Source organism: Telluria sp. LT2P80 (assembly GCF_059685955.1).
Genome location: NZ_JCASIO010000002.1, coordinates 57,749 through 73,965, shown reverse-complemented (window position 1 = coordinate 73,965; position 16,217 = coordinate 57,749). Strand labels below are relative to the sequence as shown.

The window sequence follows — 16,217 nt, the reverse complement described above, 5'->3', positions numbered from 1 at the left end:
TCAGCCCCGGATCCGGGCCACTAATTTCGTGGTCGAGCGGTCATGCTCGAAGTCGATCGCCACCGCACGCCCGCCATACGCCAGCACGGCCTGCCCTTCGGGAATCTGGTCCATCACGTAGTCGCCGCCCTTGGCATAGATATCGGGCCGGCCTTCCTGCACCACTTCGAGCGCCGTCTGTTCGTCGAACTCGACCACCAGGCTGACCGATTCCAGCGAAGCCAGTACCGCCATGCGATCGGCCAGCGTGTTGTGCGGGCGATCGTCGCCCTTGCCCAGCCGCTTGACGGACGCATCCGTGTTGACCGCCACCACGAGCGAGGCGCCCAGCTCGCGCGCCTGCGCCAGATAGGTCACGTGGCCGCGGTGCAGGATGTCGAACACGCCGTTGGTCAGCACCACCGGCTTTGGCAGTGCGGCGATCCGCGCAGCCAGGTCGGCGCGCGTGCAGAGCTTGTTTTCAAATGAAGGCATGGGTAGTCAGTGTCAGTGTTTGGGCGGTTCGTCGTCAGGCTCTTCGTCAAGTGCCATCGACAGTTCGGATGGCCGCGCGGCGCCGGCAGGCAGCCCCGGCTCCTTGCGTTCGCCCGACAGCTTGACCTGCAGCCGCAGGCCGTTGGCCGAGTCGGCATTGCGGATCGCTTCGTCGTAGCTGATGAAGCCTTTGTTGTACAGCTCGAACAAGGCCTGGTCGAACGTGCACATCCCCAGCTCGCGCGACTTGTGCATGATCTCCTTGATGCTCTGGAAGTTCCCTTTCAGGATCATCTCGGCAATCGTCGGCGTGTTGAGCAGGATTTCGATGGCGGCCTTGCGGCCCTTGCCGTCCTCGGTACGCACCAGGCGCTGCGAGACAATGGCGCGCAGGTTCGACGACAGGTCCATCAATAACTGGTTGCGCCGTTCTTCGGGGAAGAAGTTAATGATCCGGTCCATCGTCTGGTTGGCATTGTTCGCGTGCAGCGTGCCCAGGCACAGGTGGCCCGTTTCGGCAAACGCGATCGCATGCTCCATCGTTTCGGTATCGCGAATCTCGCCGATCAGGATCACGTCCGGCGCCTGGCGCAGCGTGTTCTTCAGCGCGTTGTGCCACGACAGCGTATCGACGCCAACCTCGCGGTGCGTGATCAGGCAATTCTTGTTCTTGTGGACGTATTCGACCGGGTCTTCCACCGTGATGATGTGGCCGGCCGAATTGTTGTTGCGGTAGTCGATCATCGCCGCCAGCGTCGTCGACTTGCCCGAGCCCGTGCCGCCCACGACCAGCACCAGGCCGCGCTTGGTCATCACGACATCCTTGAGCACTTCGGGCAGGTCGAGCTTTTCAAAGTTGGGGATCTCGGACGAAATGGTGCGCACCACCATGCCGACGCTTTGCTGCTGCACATAGACATTCACGCGGAAGCGGCAGACGTTGGGCAATGAAATCGCGAAATTGCACTCCATTTCGGTCTCGAACTCGGCGCGCTGGCGCTCGTTCATCAGCGAGATCGCGAGCGCGCGCGTGACTTCGCCGCTCAGGCGCTGCTGGCTGAGGGCTTTCATGGCGCCCTGGTATTTCATGCTCGGCGGGAAATCAGCCGAGATGAAGAGGTCGGAACCGCCCTGGTGATGCATCACCGTGAGCAGTTTATGGATATAGACCTGGGCTTCCGCCGGGCCAAACGTGGTGGACATGCGGGCCTTTCACAAAAGATGCATAGGCGGAGCCTATCAAGAGATTATATCGACTATCATTCTCGCTACACCATTATTTCATGGCGCGCGCCGTGCTGCCCCGCTCACTACGCGGCGCCGGCAACGCGCCTAGTCGAGACACCCATCATGACCCTGACCGAGTTGAAATACATTGTCGCCGTCGCCCGCGCCAAGCACTTCGGCCACGCGGCCGAAGCCTGTTTCGTGGCCCAGCCCACGCTGTCGGTCGCCATCAAGAAGCTGGAAGACGAGCTGGGCGTGCTGCTGTTCGAGCGCGGCGGTTCCGAAGTCTCCGTCACGCCCCTGGGCGCCCAGATCGTGGCGCAGGCCGAGCGCGTGCTGGAACAGACCGCTGCCATCAAGGAACTGGCCAAGCAGAACAAGGACCCGCTGGCTGGCCCGCTGCGCCTGGGCGTGATCTACACGATCGGCCCGTACCTGCTGCCGCCACTCGTGAAAAACCTGATCGACACGGTCCCGCAGATGCCGCTGATCCTGCAAGAGAATTTCACGCACAAGCTGCTGGAATTGCTGCGCCAAGGCGAGCTCGACGCCGCGATCATGGCGCTGCCGCTGCCCGACCATGGCATGGCGGTGCAGCCGCTGTACGACGAGCCATTCATCGTGGCCATGCCGAAACACCACCCGTGGGCCAAGCGCAAGGAAATTTCGGCCGAGGACCTGAAAAGCGAAACGATGCTGCTGCTCGGTGCCGGCCACTGCTTCCGCGATCAGGTGCTGGAAGTGTGTCCGGAAATGGCGCGCTTCTCGGCGCCGGGCGGTGGCACCGGCATGCAGCGCACGTTCGAAGGTTCGTCGCTGGAAACGATCCGCCACATGGTTGCCAGCGGCATTGGTCTGACGGTGCTGCCGCGTGCGTCGGTGACCGACCTGAGCGAGTCGAACGGCTTGCTGGCCTATGTGCCGTTCACCAGGCCGGCGCCGTCGCGCCGCGTCGTGATCGCCTGGCGCAAGAGCTTCACCCGCCGCGCTGCCATCGATGCGGTGATGCAGGCGGTGAGTGAATGTCAGCTCGCTGGCGTGGAGATGATCACGTACGAGGCGGCTGCGTAGCGCCGGTCCACACGGCTGGCGGCGCGATAGCGACGGCGTCGGCCTTCTCGTTCGTATCGTCCGCATCGGTCGCATCGCCGTTGGCCGCAGGCCCGCCCCTGACCGCCTCGAGCTGTGACGGCGAGAACACGATGGTCTGGGTCGGGAACGCCAGGCTGATGTCAGCCGCTTCCAGCCGCTCGAAGATCGTCAGCAGCAGCTTTTCGCGAATGATCACCTGCGTGTCGAACTCGTGCACGTCGATGTGGGAAAACACCTCGATGTTGAAGGCGCGCTCGCTGATGCTGCCCAGGCGCGCGCGGTGCCCTTCCGCCATGTTCTTTTCTTCAGCGAGAACTTGCTGGACGATGGAAATCGCTTCCTTCAGCTTGGCCGACGAGTTGCCATAAGCGATCGCGATCACGGGATTGAACAGGAACCGGTCGCGCGCAGCGTAGTTTTCGATCTGGCGCGCCGACAGGTCGCCGTTCGGAATCGTCACCACCGTGCGCTCGTTGGTGCGGATGCGGGTCGAGCGGATGCCGACGTCTTCCACGGTGCCCACCACGTCGCCGACCTTGATGAAGTCGCCCACCTGCATCGGGCGGTCGGCAATCACGGTCACGCTGCCGACCAGGTTTTCCACCGTCTTCTGGGCGCCCAGCGCCAGCGCGATACCACCGATACCGAGGGCCGCAATCCCCGTCGTGACGTCGATGCCGAAGGTGCTCAGGATCGCAATGCACGAAAACGCCAGCAGGATGACCTTGGCGGCGCGGCGCGCCAGCGTGATGACCGAAATGACCTGACGCCGCTGGCTGCGCTGCATGCGGGCGATCGCCAGTTCCGAGATCGCATCGACCAGCCGCAGGCCGAACCACACCAGCGCGATGACGGAGACGATGCCGGTATAGCGCAGCAAGGTCTGACGCGCCACGATCGACACCGGCAGCTGCTCGGCCCAGTTGTAGAACACGCCGACGGCGATCAACAGGCTCACCGGCGGCAGGGCCGCCTCGAAGAAGCGGTACAGGCCATTGGCTTCCGGGTCGGGCACGAGCTTGCGCATGCAGAACACGATCAGCGCCGACAGCATCCACAGACCGCCGAACACCAGCACGCCAAGGCCCAGCAACAACGCCCAATCCTTCAGCGGCGCACCAGCGACGACGACCTGGTCGGCCGCAGGTTCCGTGACCACGGGCGCACGCTTGGTGGCCGCGGTGATCTGGGTCAGCGTCTCGCGCGAGACGCGCCATACCTGATGCTCGCCGTCCTGCCCTTTCGTGAGCAGCACCGGGATTTTCTTGTCCTGGATGGCGATCTCGCCCACGCGCTCCTGATCGACCGGCAGGTCGTCGCTCACCTTGCCGTTGGGATCGTTGGAGAGCGTGATGAAGGTATCGAGCGTGCCGCCATCGTCCAGCACCGCATGGAACGCGCGCGCCTGCTCCACCGCGTTGGTACGCTGGCGTGAGCTGGTTGCTGGTGGCAAGTCGAAGTACAGCGCGGTGCGATCGTAGTCGGATTGGCCAAGCGCGCCGAGCAGGCCGGAGACCATGGAGCGCGGGGTCTCGCGCTTGAGCGGATCGGGGACGGCAGGTTCGGCGGCGGCGGGCGCCTCGGCATCCTGGCCGGCGGCAAACGCTGGCGGTTGGGTAAGCCCCAGCAATAATGCCAGGGACAGCGAGACCAGTAATCTCATGGAAAATATTCTATTCAAAACGACTCCTTGCACGTGTTTGATCGCATGGCGCATGGCGCATATTGAATGGCGTCAGCCAGGCAGGAGCAACGGTGCTGTCGCCGCGACATGACGTGTCTGCGGATGCGCAGTGACGGACACGCGGTGTCCGGGCCAACTTGCTGGCCCGAACGTGCGATGCGATCGGTTCGATGGCCGGACAGTGGTGTCCGGGACCCAAAGTCTAGCATCCTGCCGATGTAATGCCCGCACTATTGCTGGCAGCGCAAGGGTGTCGCAGGCGATTGGCAATGAACGAGCCATATCGAATCGACGGCTTCGTTGAAAGGTGCTATTTTCACCGATAATTTATTTTCGGTAACAATCATGCAGACAACACCGGGCACGCGCCCGAGCCTTTTCACCACCCCCACCTTCTGGTTCATCCTGCTCAATATCGGCGCCTGGGTGTATCTGGGCATGAACGGCGTCGACTGGATGTCGCCCCGCCCGGCCGACCTGACTGCCTGGGGCGGCAACCTCGGCCCCTACACCCTCACCGGCGACTGGACGCGGCTTGTCACGTCGATGTTCCTGCACGGTGGCGCGCTGCACCTTGGCCTGAACATGTTCATGCTGTCGCAGATCGGTCCATTGTCCGAAGCGGTCTGGGGCCGTACCCGCTTTACCTTGATCTATCTGTTGTCCGGCCTGTTCGGCGGGCTGGCCAGCGCCTGGTGGTATGCAAGCGTGGCCGTGCGCAATATGGGCTACGACCTGGTGCCATCGGCCATGGGCTTCACGCCGCATTTCGCGACCACGGTCAGCATCGGCGCATCCGGCGCGCTGCTCGGCGCGTCCGGCGCCCTGCTGGTACATGCACTGTGCGCCGGCACGGCGGCCAAAATCGAATTGAAGGTCATCTTCCAGGTGGTGGCGCTGAATATCGGCATGGGCTTTCTGATGACCGGCACCGACAATGCGGCCCACATCGGTGGTGCCCTCGCCGGGATCGCCATCGGCGCCCTGCTGATGCTGCCGGGAAGAGTATTGCGGATCGCCCCTGCGGTGCAGTCGGCGCTCGTGTTCGCCGTCGGCCTGGGCGTGCTGGTGACGCTGGTGAAGCAGCCGCCGTCCGACCAGGTCAGCCGGATCGCGCAGATCCTGCGCGCATCGGAGGTGCTTGCTGCGCAACGCGAGGCGATGCGGGCCGTGAATCCTCAACACCCGTAATACCGGCAGCGTGGGCGGATATTCCGCCCACGCTATGCCAGTAACCAGCCCGATCAGCCCTGACGGCGACGGGCCGCCATCAAGCCACCCAGCAGCAACGGCAGCATCAGCGCGATCGTCGACGGTTCCGGCACTTCGGCCACGATCGAGAACGTGTCGCCGGCGCGCATGCCGCTGGTGTCGAGCAGCCAGTCGCTGCGGCCATCGAGCAGCGTCGGGTTCCCGAACTGGAACTCGGCCGGTTCGCCATTGGCGAACGTGATCGCCGCGTTGTAGAACGAGTGGTTGACGCTGAGCGCTTGCGAGAATGCGGACACCGTGCCCGGCGCAGCGAAACGGATGCCCTGCAAGCCAAAGTTAAACTGCGGGAACGACATGCCGCTCAGGTTGATCACCATCGCGCTCAGGCTCAGCGGTCCAGCCAGGTCGGCTTCCTCCAGCACGAAGTTGAGCGTGGTGCCAGTGAAATTGGCCAGCGCCAAGTCGAACGACACGGCGCCGGCGACGCTGTAATCGGTCACGACATTGCCTGCCGCGCTGTTCGAGTTGACCAGCAGCGCCGCGTGGCTCGATGTGGAGAACGCCAGTGCAGCCAGGCCGGCGATGATGAATTTGTTGATGGTCATGGTGAATATCCTTGAATGAATGCGGTGAGAATTACAGCGGACCCTTGGCCCATGGACCCGAGATCGCGAAGGTGATGCCTGGCGTCTGGATATTGACGAACAGGTAGCGGCCGGTCGGATCGAAGCAGGCGCCGGCAAATTCATTACCGCGGCCATCGCCGGCCAGCGTCGTCAATTTGCCGGCGGCGGTCAGCTGGGCCGCCGTCAGGTTCACGTTGTTCTTGGCAAAGATGTACGCATCACCGGCGCCCGTCAGGCCCATCAGGCGCTGGCCGAAGCCGAAGGTGTCGGTAATCGGGCTGGACGAGTCTTCGCAGATCAGCAGGCCATCGCGCGGGCTGACGGCCAGGTTGTCGCCCATATTGCCGATCAGCGGGCTCGGGCTCGAATAGATGCACTTGAGCGTCTGGCTGGCCAGGTCCAGTTCCCAGATCGCGCCACGGTTGACCGGGCCGCCCGACGTGTCCATCACGTACAGCTTGCCCTTGGTGTAGAAGATGCCTTCGCCGCGGTTCATGCGCAGCGCGCCCTTGGCCCAGCCCTGATTGAACGGACCGGCGGCGTTGCTGATCGCCTGGCCATTCAAGCCGACGCTGTTGCCGCGGTTGGCGTCCGGGTTCGGGATCGACACCCACTCCAGTTCGTACGTCAGGTCGACCGACGCAGTGGCCAGGTTGACGTTGTTGACGCCCTTGACCTTCGCCATCTCGAGCACGCCGCCGCGCGCCAGTGAACCGGCCGCGCCGGTCTTGATGTCGGGTACGTAGCGGTAGAAGCCCGACTTGCCGGACGAGTCTTCGGTCAGGTAGACATTGCTGTTGGTGGGGTCGACGGCCGCGGCTTCGTGCGCGAAGCGGCCCATGTTGACGATCGGCTGGCCGGTCGTCTGGCGCGGATCGGCGGTCACTTCGAACACGTAGCCGTGCTTCTTGCCGCCGGCGGTGATGGCGTCGGAACCGACTTCTTCGCAGGTAAGCCAGGTGCCCCATGGCGTGACGCCGCCGGCGCAATTCTGCTGCGTGCCGCCCAGACTTGGCGTCATGCTGACCCAGTCGCCATCGCGGAATACCAGGTTGGTGGTGCCGCCGCACGAGCGGTTGGTCGTGGTGGTATTGATCGTGCCGCCGTCGTAGAAGCTGTAGGCGTTGATGAAATTGCCAGCTGCACTGCTGGTGATTTCATGATTTCGCACCAACACCTGCTCGGTGCTGCGGCCGACCTTGCGCGTGGCGATCACGCCCATGCCGTCGTGGCCCGCCGGGCATGGCCGGCCATCGGTCATGATGTCGCCGCGCCAGCCATAGCTCTTGTACGTGAAGCCGGGCGGCAGTTGCAGCAGCGGCAGGCCGGTGCTCAGGTCATTGGTCGGCGCGATCGGGCCGTACGGGCTGTCGACCAGCGCGGTGACGCCATTGGCGGCGGCCGCTTCACGGGCGTGCAGCGCGGCGAAGGCGCCGACGAATGGCAGCGCGCTGGCGCCGGCGATGCCCTTGAGCAGGTTGCGGCGCGACGGCGACGTGTCGTGGTTGTTCATGTGTACTTCTCCATTGATTGGACGTGCGAGCCGGTGGACCGGCATCTCGAATGTTGGCAGCGCCTGAGCGGCGGCCCGCCTGTCCTTACCACCCCGGCTCGGACCGATGCATTAAAGCAAACGATCATGTCAAGTTAATGACAACAAAAAGACAATTTTTTGCCCTACACCGTTGGTCGTGACATCTGCCTGTCATGCACATCGCATGGGGCCTGCTGCGGCAAGGGTGCGCCGCGCAGCATCCCCAAACCGGCTAGAATTGCTGTCTTCCGATCAATATTTTTTGCGACAAAAAAGCGAACACATGAACAAGCTGGCGCTCTACTTTCGCCTGATCCGGGCCGACAAGCCGATCGGCATCCTGTTGCTGCTGTGGCCCACCCTGTGGGCGCTGTGGATGGCCTCCGGCGGCGTGCCGGCCCTGGACGTGCTGGCGATCTTCGTGATCGGCACGGCGCTGATGCGCTCAGCCGGCTGCGCCATCAACGACTACGCCGACCGCGACTTCGACCGCCACGTCAAACGCACGGTCGACCGCCCGCTCACGAGCGGCAAGATCCGGGGCTGGGAAGCGGTGATGGTCGCGGCCGTGCTGGCAATCGCGTCGTTCCTGTTGATCCTGCCGCTCAATGCGCTGACCAAGCAGTTGTCGGTGGTGGCCGTGGTGGTTGCCGGCACCTACCCATACTTCAAGCGCTTCTTCGCCATTCCGCAGGCTTACCTGGGCATCGCGTTCGGCTTCGGCATCCCGATGGCGTTTGCCGCCGTGCAGGGCGCGGTGCCCGGCGTAGCCTGGTGGCTGCTGGTGGCGAACGTGTTCTGGGCCGTGGCCTACGACACCGCGTATGCGATGGTCGACCGCGATGACGACATCAAGCTGGGCATGCGCACGTCGGCCATCACGTTCGGGCGCTTCGACGTGGCCGCGATCATGCTGTGCTACGGCGCGTCGCTGGCGATCTTCCTGCTGTGCGGCTGGTCGCTGGGCCTGCGCTGGTGGTTCGTGGCCGGTGTGGCGGTGGCGGGCGCGATTGCGCTGTATCACTACACGCTGATCCGCCATCGCGACCGGACGAACTGCTTCAAGGCCTTCCGCCATAACAACTGGCTGGGGGCCGCACTGTTCATTGGTGTCGCACTAGATTATGCATTAGGTTAATATTGTCCGAAATACATTCATCGCTGCTCCGGCAGCGTGATCGACCACCACACCAAGAGGCCCAATATGATCGAAAAAATCCCGACCCAGACCAATACCCGTGACCAGCTGGTCAATGACCTGAAAAGCGTCATCGGCGACGCGGAATCGTGGCTGCGCAACGGCAGCCAGCTGACCGGCGAAGAACTCAAGTCGGCCAAGGCCAAGTTCGAGCAGACGCTGGCCTCGGCCAAGGTCGGCCTGATCAACGCCGAAGAAACCGTGGTCGAGCGCACCAAGGTCGCCGCCAAGGCCACCGACGAATACGTCAAGGACAACCCATGGAAATCGGTTGGCCTGGGCGCCGCCATCGGTGTCGTCATCGGCATGCTGATCGTCCGTAAATAAGATGACGATCCCCGCGACCATTTCGCGCATCGGGGCCACGCTGCTGGCCATGCTGCGCACGCGGCTGGAGCTGGCGACGCTCGAACTGCAGGAAGAAACGCACCGCCTGTTCGGGTATGTGGCCTGGGGCATCGCTGCCGCCTTCTTCGGCCTGGTCGCGGTGCTGCTGCTGATTCTGTTCGTGCTGGTGCTGTTCTGGGATACGCACCGCCTGCTCGCCGTTGGCGGCATGACGCTGCTGTTCGCGCTGGGCAGTGTGCTGGCGTTCTTCAAGGTCCGTGGTGACCTGACGAACCGCGGGCCGATCATGGCGGCCACGCTGGCCGAACTGCGCAAGGATGCGCAAGCTGTCAAAGGAGAGCCGATCGATGACGTCAAAATCTGAACCACTGGCGGTGCGCCGCCGTTTGCTGGCTGCGCAATGCGCCGAACAGCGCGCCCAGATGTCGGCCGACGTGACGCTGCTGCGCACGCCGTCGGCGATGGGCGGCACCACGGGCTATGTGGTGCAGCACAAGAAAGCCATCCTGACCGCCGCCGGCGTCGGGGTGGGCATCCTGCTGACCAGGCCGACCTGGGTGGTCGGCGCGATCACGGCAGCATTGTCGGCCTACAAGCTGGCGCAGAAGGTGCTGCCGGTGCTGGGGTGGAGGAAGTTCGAGGTACATTGAACCCCGCACTCCCCCAATATAAAGGGGGCGTCCGCATTCGCGGCGCCCCTTTTTTCATGCGCTCAGTCCTGGCCCAGCTCGTCCCCGAGCGCCTTGCCACGTGCTGCTGCGGCCTGCATCGCTGCGACGATCGCGCCTTTCACGCCTGCCGCTTCCATGCTCTCGATTGCCGCATGCGTCGTGCCGCCCTTTGACGTCACGCGCGCGCGCAGCACGTCGACCGGTTCAGCAGACTGCGCCGCCAGTTGCGCGGCGCCCGTGAACGTGGCCAGCGCCAGCTCCCTGCCCTGCTCCGCATTCAGACCCATCGCGCGCGCCGCTTCCTGCATCGCTTCGAGGAAGTAAAACACGTAGGCCGGCCCGCTGCCCGAGACCGCCGTCACCGCATCGATCTGCGCTTCGTCGTCCAGCCACACAGTCTTGCCGACCGCGCGCATGACGGCGTCGGCCTGTTCGCGCTGTGCAGCGCTCACACCAATCTGCGCCGCCATCCCCGTCACACCCATGCCGATCAGCGCCGGCGTGTTCGGCATCGTGCGCACGATGGCGTCGTAGCCACCGAGCCAGCGTGCCAGGTCGCTGCTGCGGATGCCCGCTGCGATCGACAGCACCAGCTGGCGCGTCAGGTGCGGCGCCAGTGCCGTGGCCACTTCGCGCATCTGCTGCGGCTTCACGGCCAGCACCACGACTTCAGCGTGCCGGACACCCTCGTCGATGTCCGTCGCGGTGCGCACGCCATACTCGCGCGCCAGGCGCTCCAGTGCTTCGGGATTGCGGTCCACCACGTGGATCTGCGCGCCGGAGCCCGCGACCTTCACGAGCCCGGAAATCAAGGCTGCGGCCATATTGCCGCCGCCGATAAAGACGATGTTCATGGTGATCCTGTCAGGTGTAATCGCGTTTGCCAAAGATGGCGCTGCCAACGCGCACGATCGTCGCGCCTTCGGCGATTGCGGGCGCCAGGTCGCCCGACATGCCCATCGACAGCGTATCCAGTTCCAGGCCATCGGCGCGCAGCGCGTCAAACAGGTCCCGCACGCGGGCAAAGGCGGCGCGCTGTTCTGCGACATCGGTGGTCGGTTCAGGGATCGCCATCAGGCCGCGCAGGCGCAGGTTCGGCAATTGCGCGACCTCACGCGCGAGCCCCGGTAATTCTTCGGGCGAGGCGCCGCTTTTGCTGGCCTCACCGCTGATATTCACTTGCAGGCAGATATTCAGCGGGCCTAGTTCGGGCGGCCGCTGCTCCGACAGGCGCTGCGCGATCTTGAGCCGCTCGACCGTGTGCACCCAGGCGAAGCTGGCGGCGATGGGCCGCGTCTTGTTGCTCTGGATCGGGCCGATGAAATGCCACTCGACGGCGGCATCTGGTTGCGCCTGCGCGACGCTTGCGATCTTGTCGAGCGCTTCCTGCAAATAGTTTTCGCCGAACGCCAGCTGGCCCGCGGCCATCGCATCCAATACCGCCTGCGCAGGGAAGGTCTTCGATACGGCCAGCAACTGGACGTCGCTTCTGGTGCGTTCCGATGCCTTTACAGCATCGGTGATTGTCGCTTCGACAGCTTGCAAGTTCCCGGCGATTATGGACATAATGATTTTCTATAGGAAATATTTTTGAGGCCGTTTGCGGCACTGGGATTATAAATGGACATATCGGAATTACTCGCTTTCTCGGTCAAGAACAAGGCCTCGGACCTGCACCTGTCGGCCGGCCTGCCGCCGATGATCCGCGTCCATGGCGACGTGCGCCGGATTAACCTGCCGCCGCTGGAGCACAAGGACGTGCACGGCATGATCTATGACATCATGAACGACGGCCAGCGCAAGCAGTACGAAGAAGTGCTCGAGTGCGACTTCTCGTTCGCGATTCCGGGGCTGGCGCGTTTTCGCGTCAATGCGTTCAACCAGGAACGGGGCGCGGCCGCCGTGCTGCGCACGATTCCATCCAAGATCCTGTCGCTCGAAGACCTGAACGCGCCGAAGATCTTCGGCGAACTGGCGCTGAAACCGCGCGGCCTGGTGCTGGTCACGGGCCCTACGGGCTCGGGCAAGTCGACCACGCTGGCGGCGATGGTGAATCACCTCAACGAACAGGAATACGGCCACATCCTGACGATCGAAGACCCGATCGAATTCGTGCACGACTCCAAGAAATGCCTGATCAACCAGCGCGAAGTCGGCCCGCACACGCTCTCGTTCAGCAACGCGCTGCGCTCGGCGCTGCGCGAAGATCCGGACGCGATCCTGGTCGGCGAGTTGCGCGACCTGGAAACGATCCGCCTGGCGCTGTCGGCCGCCGAGACGGGTCACCTCGTGTTCGGCACGCTGCACACGTCGTCGGCCGCCAAGACCATCGACCGTATCGTCGATGTGTTCCCGGCCGAAGAAAAAGAGATGGTGCGCGCGATGCTGTCCGAGTCGCTGCAGGCCGTGATCTCGCAAACGCTGCTCAAGACCAAGGACGGCTCGGGCCGCGTCGCGGCGCACGAAATCATGATCGGCACACCGGCCATCCGTAACCTGATCCGCGAAGCGAAGATCGCGCAGATGTACTCGGCGATCCAGACCGGCAGCAATGTGGGCATGCAGACGCTCGACCAGAACCTGACCGACCTCGTACGCCGCAACATGATCTCGTCGGTGGTCGCGCGCAGCGCCGCCAAGATCCCCGAAAACTTCCTCGGTTAAGGACCATTGATGGAACGCGACCAGGCTACCAAATTCATGTTCGACCTGCTGCGCCTGATGGTGACCAAGGGCGGCTCGGACCTGTTCATCACGGCGGGCTTTCCGCCGGCGATCAAGATCGACGGGCGCATGACGCCCGTCTCGAGCCAGCCGCTCACCAGCGGCCACACGGGCGACCTGGCGCGCGCCATTATGAACGACAAGCAGGGGGCCGGGTTCGAGCTGACGCGCGAAGCCAATTTCGCGATCACGCCGGGGGACCTGGGACGCTTCCGTGTCTCGGCCTTCATGCAGATGGGCTGCGTGGGCATGGTGCTGCGCGTGATCACCACGGCGATCCCGAAGTTCGAGGAACTGAGCCTGCCCGACACGCTCAAGGACGTCGTGATGACCAAGCGCGGGCTGGTGATCATGGTCGGCGCGACGGGGTCGGGCAAATCGACGACGCTGGCGGCGATGGTCGGCTACCGTAACGAGAACAGCTACGGCCACATCATCACGGTCGAAGATCCCGTTGAATTCGTCCACCCGCACCGGAACTGCGTGATCACGCAGCGCGAAGTGGGCGTGGACACCGACAGCTTCGAAGCAGCCCTGAAAAACTCGCTGCGCCAGGCGCCGGACGTGATCCAGATCGGCGAGATCCGCGACCGCGAGACGATGGAACATGCCATCGCGTTCGCCGAAACGGGCCACCTGTGCCTGGCCACGCTGCACGCCAACAGCGCCAACCAGGCGCTGGACCGGATCATCAACTTCTTCCCCGAAGAGCGGCGCCAGCAACTGCTGATGGACCTGTCGCTGAACCTGAAAGGCCTGGTCTCGCAGCGCCTGATTCCAAAGAAGGAATCGAAGGGGCGCGTGGTGGCAATCGAGATCCTGCTGAACTCACCGCTGATTTCGGACCTGATCTTCAAGGGCGAAGTCCATGAGATCAAGGAAATCATGAAGAAGTCGCGCGAGCTGGGGATGCAGACGTTCGACCAGGCGCTGTTCGACCTGTACGAGGCCGACAAGATCACTTACGAAGATGCGCTGCGCAATGCGGACTCGGTCAATGACCTGCGATTGAACATCAAGCTCAATAGCAAGCATGCGAAGAACCGCGATTTTTCGAGCGGGACGGAGGCGTTGGGGTTGGTGTGATGGGGTGGTGTACCCGGTCGGTACCATTGCGTGGCCGGATATAAAACCATGGCGTAGGGTGGACCGGGACGCGCAGTCGGCTATGCCGTCCACGCGGTGATGGTTAACACCAAATTCATCCGGCACGAAATCGGCACTGATACCGATCACCGCGTGGACGGCGCAGCCGTCCACGCTACGTTTTAAAACCGCGACTCCAGCGTCACACGCGCCACTGCCTGCCCATCCGAAAACGTCGTCCTGCGCTGCACGCCGTTGTCATCCACGTAGCGCGACTCGGACACCGTATCCTGCGCCAGCAGATTGGTTGCCGCCAGCCGCAGCTGGTAGGTCGGATTGAGCTTCCACAGCGCATACACGTCGAGCTCACGCCGCACGCTCTGGTAGCGTGACTGCTCCACGTTTACGCGCACGTTGCCGCCGTTCTTGAAGGCGAAGCTCGCGCCCGTCGTGAGCTTGCCGCCAGGCGTCTTGTAATCCACACCGAGCGTGCCCGACACCGGCACCTGCTGATCGAGCCGGTTGTCCGGCCCCGGCACCGTATCGACGCGCGACCAGTTGCGCGCCAGGCTGGCGCGCAGGTCGATGTCCGGCACGTCCTGCAGTACGGCTGACAGCGGAAACTTCGCCTCCAGCTCCAGGCTGCGCGTGAGCGCGTCGCCATCATTCACCGGCGTCTGGATCCAGCGGCCGTCTTCAAAAAGCAGGCCCTGACGCGTGTAGTCGCTGATGCGCCGTACCGACAGGCTGGCGCTCAGCAGCGCCTTCTCGGCCCAGTAATGTTCGTACGATGCGTCGATGCCGGTCGCCAGTTCGGGCTTCAGGTCGGGATTGCCGCGATAGTCAGGGTCGGTCTGGCTGTTGTTCGGGGTGGTGAAGCGTCGCGGGATCAGGCTGCTGGCCGCCGGCGCCTTGAACGTGCGCGTCAGCGCCACGCGCACCTGATCGCGGCTGTCGGGCAGCTTGTAGAGTGTCTGGGCGAGCGGACTCCAGACGCTGGCGCGATTGGTGCTGGTGTCGAACGTGTTGCCGCTGCTGCGCGTCTCCAGCCCTTCCCAGCGCAGGCCAGCGTACATCGACCATTGCTTGGTGACGTTCCACTCGTCCTGCACGAACAGCGCCAGGCGCTTGAGGGTGGCGTCGTAATCTTCATCGCGGCGCAGCGTGCTGCCCGCGAGCGGGAACAGTTCCACCTCGCCGCGTGCATCGTCGCGCAAGGTATGGCCGGCGTCCCAGCCCATCGACAGCGCGTGGTCCTTTTTCCATGGCCGCGAATACTTGCCCACCGCGGTGCCGCCAACTTCGTCAGTGGCACTGAGCACGGTGGAGTCGCGCGCCAGACGATCAACACTGTCCAGCGTGCGAAAGTCGTCTTCATGCCAGTTGCCGCGGCTGCGCGACCCGTTCACGCCCAGTTTCAGCTCGAACTTGGCGCCTTCTTCCAGGTTATGCATCCAGGTCAGGTCCGAACGCAGCGTCGTGTTGGTGCCCTTGCTGCGCACGTCGCGCTCGTCGTACAGGGGGCGCAGGCCAAGAATGGTCTCGGTCAAGGTGCTCCCCTGGTAATTGTTGCGCTGGTGCGCGACGAGCGATTGCCAGCTGACCGTATCCCCGTTTTCCAGGCTCCAGTTCAGCCGTGGTGTGAGGTTGATGCCTTGCGGGCTGCCACGATCGGTCTGCTCGCTACGCCGCACGAAGATGGGGCGCCCAGCCGCATCGATTTGCGACTCCTCAAATGGCGACGGGCGATCGAACTCGTAGCGCCAGGCGCTCGCGGCGAGCGAATACGACATCTTGCCGACGCGGTCCGACATGGTGAGGCTGGCCGAAGGATTGCTCACCTCCCCGCTTTTGCCATACCCAACGCGCAGTTCGCGCTGCGCCTTTTTCACCGCGCGCTTGAGGACGATATTGATGGTGCCGGCGATCGACTGGGTCGAGAACTCGGCGCTGGCGGCGCGCAGGATTTCGATGCGCTCGATCGACTCGGGTGAAAGCTGGTCGATGTCGAAGCCGGCCGGCGCGCGCTCGCCATTCAGAAGAATCTGCGTGTAGCCGCTGCCCAGGCCCCGCATGCGGATCTCGCCACCGCCACGCCCGGCGCCGCCGCTGACCGTGATCCCCGGCAGGCGCTTGAACACGTCGAGCACCGAGGTGTCGCCGTAGCGCCGGATTTCTTCGGTCGAGACGACGATCTTGCTGGCGGTGTCGTCGCGGCGCGGATCATAGCCGTTGGCGTCGGCCTTGACTTCGACCTTCTGGACAGTGTCCGTGGAAAGTGCCGGTGCCGCGGTGTTCTGAGCGTAAACCGGCAAGGCAGACAGGGAAAGCGCGACAAGCG

At 63.8% G+C, this 16,217-nt stretch carries 16 protein-coding genes; 8 read left to right on the top strand and 8 right to left on the bottom strand.

Annotated features, from left to right (window positions below):
* Positions 1 to 474, bottom strand: a complete 474-nt coding sequence (gene rfaE2 / locus AC56LW_RS06675; protein WP_258836587.1) for a D-glycero-beta-D-manno-heptose 1-phosphate adenylyltransferase — start codon at positions 472 to 474, stop codon at positions 1 to 3.
* A gap of 12 nt (positions 475 to 486) precedes the next feature.
* Positions 487 to 1,677: a PilT/PilU family type 4a pilus ATPase gene (locus AC56LW_RS06670; protein WP_332532994.1), complete on the bottom strand. Its 1,191-nt coding sequence runs from the start codon at positions 1,675 to 1,677 to the stop codon at positions 487 to 489.
* A 147-nt stretch (positions 1,678 to 1,824) separates the two neighbouring features.
* Between AC56LW_RS06670 and AC56LW_RS06665 the strand changes: the two genes are divergently transcribed.
* On the top strand, positions 1,825 to 2,772 hold the full coding sequence (locus AC56LW_RS06665) for a LysR substrate-binding domain-containing protein (RefSeq protein WP_332533092.1): 948 nt from the start codon (positions 1,825 to 1,827) through the stop codon (positions 2,770 to 2,772).
* On the opposite strand, the gene AC56LW_RS06660 is transcribed toward AC56LW_RS06665, so the two are convergent.
* Entirely contained in the window at positions 2,750 to 4,456 is a 1,707-nt protein-coding gene (locus AC56LW_RS06660) for a mechanosensitive ion channel family protein (RefSeq protein ID WP_499633029.1), read from the bottom strand. The genes AC56LW_RS06665 and AC56LW_RS06660 overlap by 23 nt on opposite strands.
* A gap of 366 nt (positions 4,457 to 4,822) precedes the next feature.
* Here AC56LW_RS06660 and AC56LW_RS06655 point away from each other — a divergent pair, with 366 nt between their 5' ends.
* A complete protein-coding gene (locus AC56LW_RS06655; RefSeq protein ID WP_499633025.1) occupies positions 4,823 to 5,668 on the top strand; it encodes a rhomboid family intramembrane serine protease in 846 nt (281 codons plus the stop codon).
* Positions 5,669 to 5,721: 53 nt separating this feature from the next.
* Here AC56LW_RS06655 and AC56LW_RS06650 read toward each other — a convergent pair whose 3' ends face one another.
* Together AC56LW_RS06650 and AC56LW_RS06645 are read right to left on the bottom strand one after the other, a co-directional pair.
* Positions 5,722 to 6,294, bottom strand: coding sequence for a PEP-CTERM sorting domain-containing protein (locus AC56LW_RS06650; RefSeq protein WP_499633023.1), 573 nt, complete (start codon positions 6,292 to 6,294; stop codon positions 5,722 to 5,724).
* A gap of 31 nt (positions 6,295 to 6,325) precedes the next feature.
* Entirely contained in the window at positions 6,326 to 7,828 is a 1,503-nt protein-coding gene (locus AC56LW_RS06645; protein WP_332532990.1) for a PhoX family protein, read from the bottom strand.
* A gap of 304 nt (positions 7,829 to 8,132) precedes the next feature.
* On the opposite strand from AC56LW_RS06645, the gene ubiA reads away from it, so the two are divergent.
* The 4 genes from ubiA to AC56LW_RS06625 all read left to right on the top strand — a co-directional run bounded on the left by ubiA (position 8,133) and on the right by AC56LW_RS06625 (position 10,045).
* Entirely contained in the window at positions 8,133 to 8,987 is an 855-nt protein-coding gene (ubiA, locus tag AC56LW_RS06640) for a 4-hydroxybenzoate octaprenyltransferase (RefSeq protein WP_499633021.1), read from the top strand.
* Positions 8,988 to 9,053: 66 nt separating this feature from the next.
* A complete protein-coding gene (locus tag AC56LW_RS06635; RefSeq protein WP_332532988.1) occupies positions 9,054 to 9,374 on the top strand; it encodes an ElaB/YgaM/YqjD family protein in 321 nt (106 codons plus the stop codon).
* 1 nt (position 9,375) lies between these two features.
* On the top strand, positions 9,376 to 9,759 hold the full coding sequence (locus AC56LW_RS06630) for a phage holin family protein (protein WP_183556975.1): 384 nt from the start codon (positions 9,376 to 9,378) through the stop codon (positions 9,757 to 9,759).
* Complete coding sequence (locus AC56LW_RS06625; RefSeq protein ID WP_499633019.1) at positions 9,743 to 10,045, top strand: hypothetical protein; 303 nt, start codon at positions 9,743 to 9,745, stop codon at positions 10,043 to 10,045. Before AC56LW_RS06630 ends, AC56LW_RS06625 begins: the two co-directional genes overlap by 17 nt.
* A 62-nt stretch (positions 10,046 to 10,107) precedes the next feature.
* Here the strand turns inward: AC56LW_RS06625 and proC are convergent, their stop codons facing one another.
* Complete coding sequence (proC, locus tag AC56LW_RS06620; RefSeq protein ID WP_499633017.1) at positions 10,108 to 10,920, bottom strand: pyrroline-5-carboxylate reductase; 813 nt, start codon at positions 10,918 to 10,920, stop codon at positions 10,108 to 10,110.
* A gap of 10 nt (positions 10,921 to 10,930) precedes the next feature.
* On the bottom strand, positions 10,931 to 11,632 hold the full coding sequence (locus AC56LW_RS06615) for a YggS family pyridoxal phosphate-dependent enzyme (RefSeq protein ID WP_499633015.1): 702 nt from the start codon (positions 11,630 to 11,632) through the stop codon (positions 10,931 to 10,933).
* A 54-nt stretch (positions 11,633 to 11,686) separates the two neighbouring features.
* On the opposite strand from AC56LW_RS06615, the gene AC56LW_RS06610 reads away from it, so the two are divergent.
* Positions 11,687 to 12,730 carry a type IV pilus twitching motility protein PilT gene (locus AC56LW_RS06610; RefSeq protein WP_332532983.1) on the top strand — a complete coding sequence of 348 codons (1,044 nt, stop codon included), beginning with the start codon at positions 11,687 to 11,689 and terminating at the stop codon, positions 12,728 to 12,730.
* A gap of 9 nt (positions 12,731 to 12,739) precedes the next feature.
* Positions 12,740 to 13,876 carry a PilT/PilU family type 4a pilus ATPase gene (locus AC56LW_RS06605; RefSeq protein WP_183556964.1) on the top strand — a complete coding sequence of 379 codons (1,137 nt, stop codon included), beginning with the start codon at positions 12,740 to 12,742 and terminating at the stop codon, positions 13,874 to 13,876.
* Between the two features lie 182 nt (positions 13,877 to 14,058).
* On the opposite strand, the gene AC56LW_RS06600 is transcribed toward AC56LW_RS06605, so the two are convergent.
* Positions 14,059 to 16,191 (bottom strand): TonB-dependent receptor plug domain-containing protein, encoded by a 2,133-nt coding sequence (locus tag AC56LW_RS06600; protein WP_499633012.1) that lies wholly within the window; start codon positions 16,189 to 16,191, stop codon positions 14,059 to 14,061.
* Positions 16,192 to 16,217 lie beyond the last annotated feature (26 nt).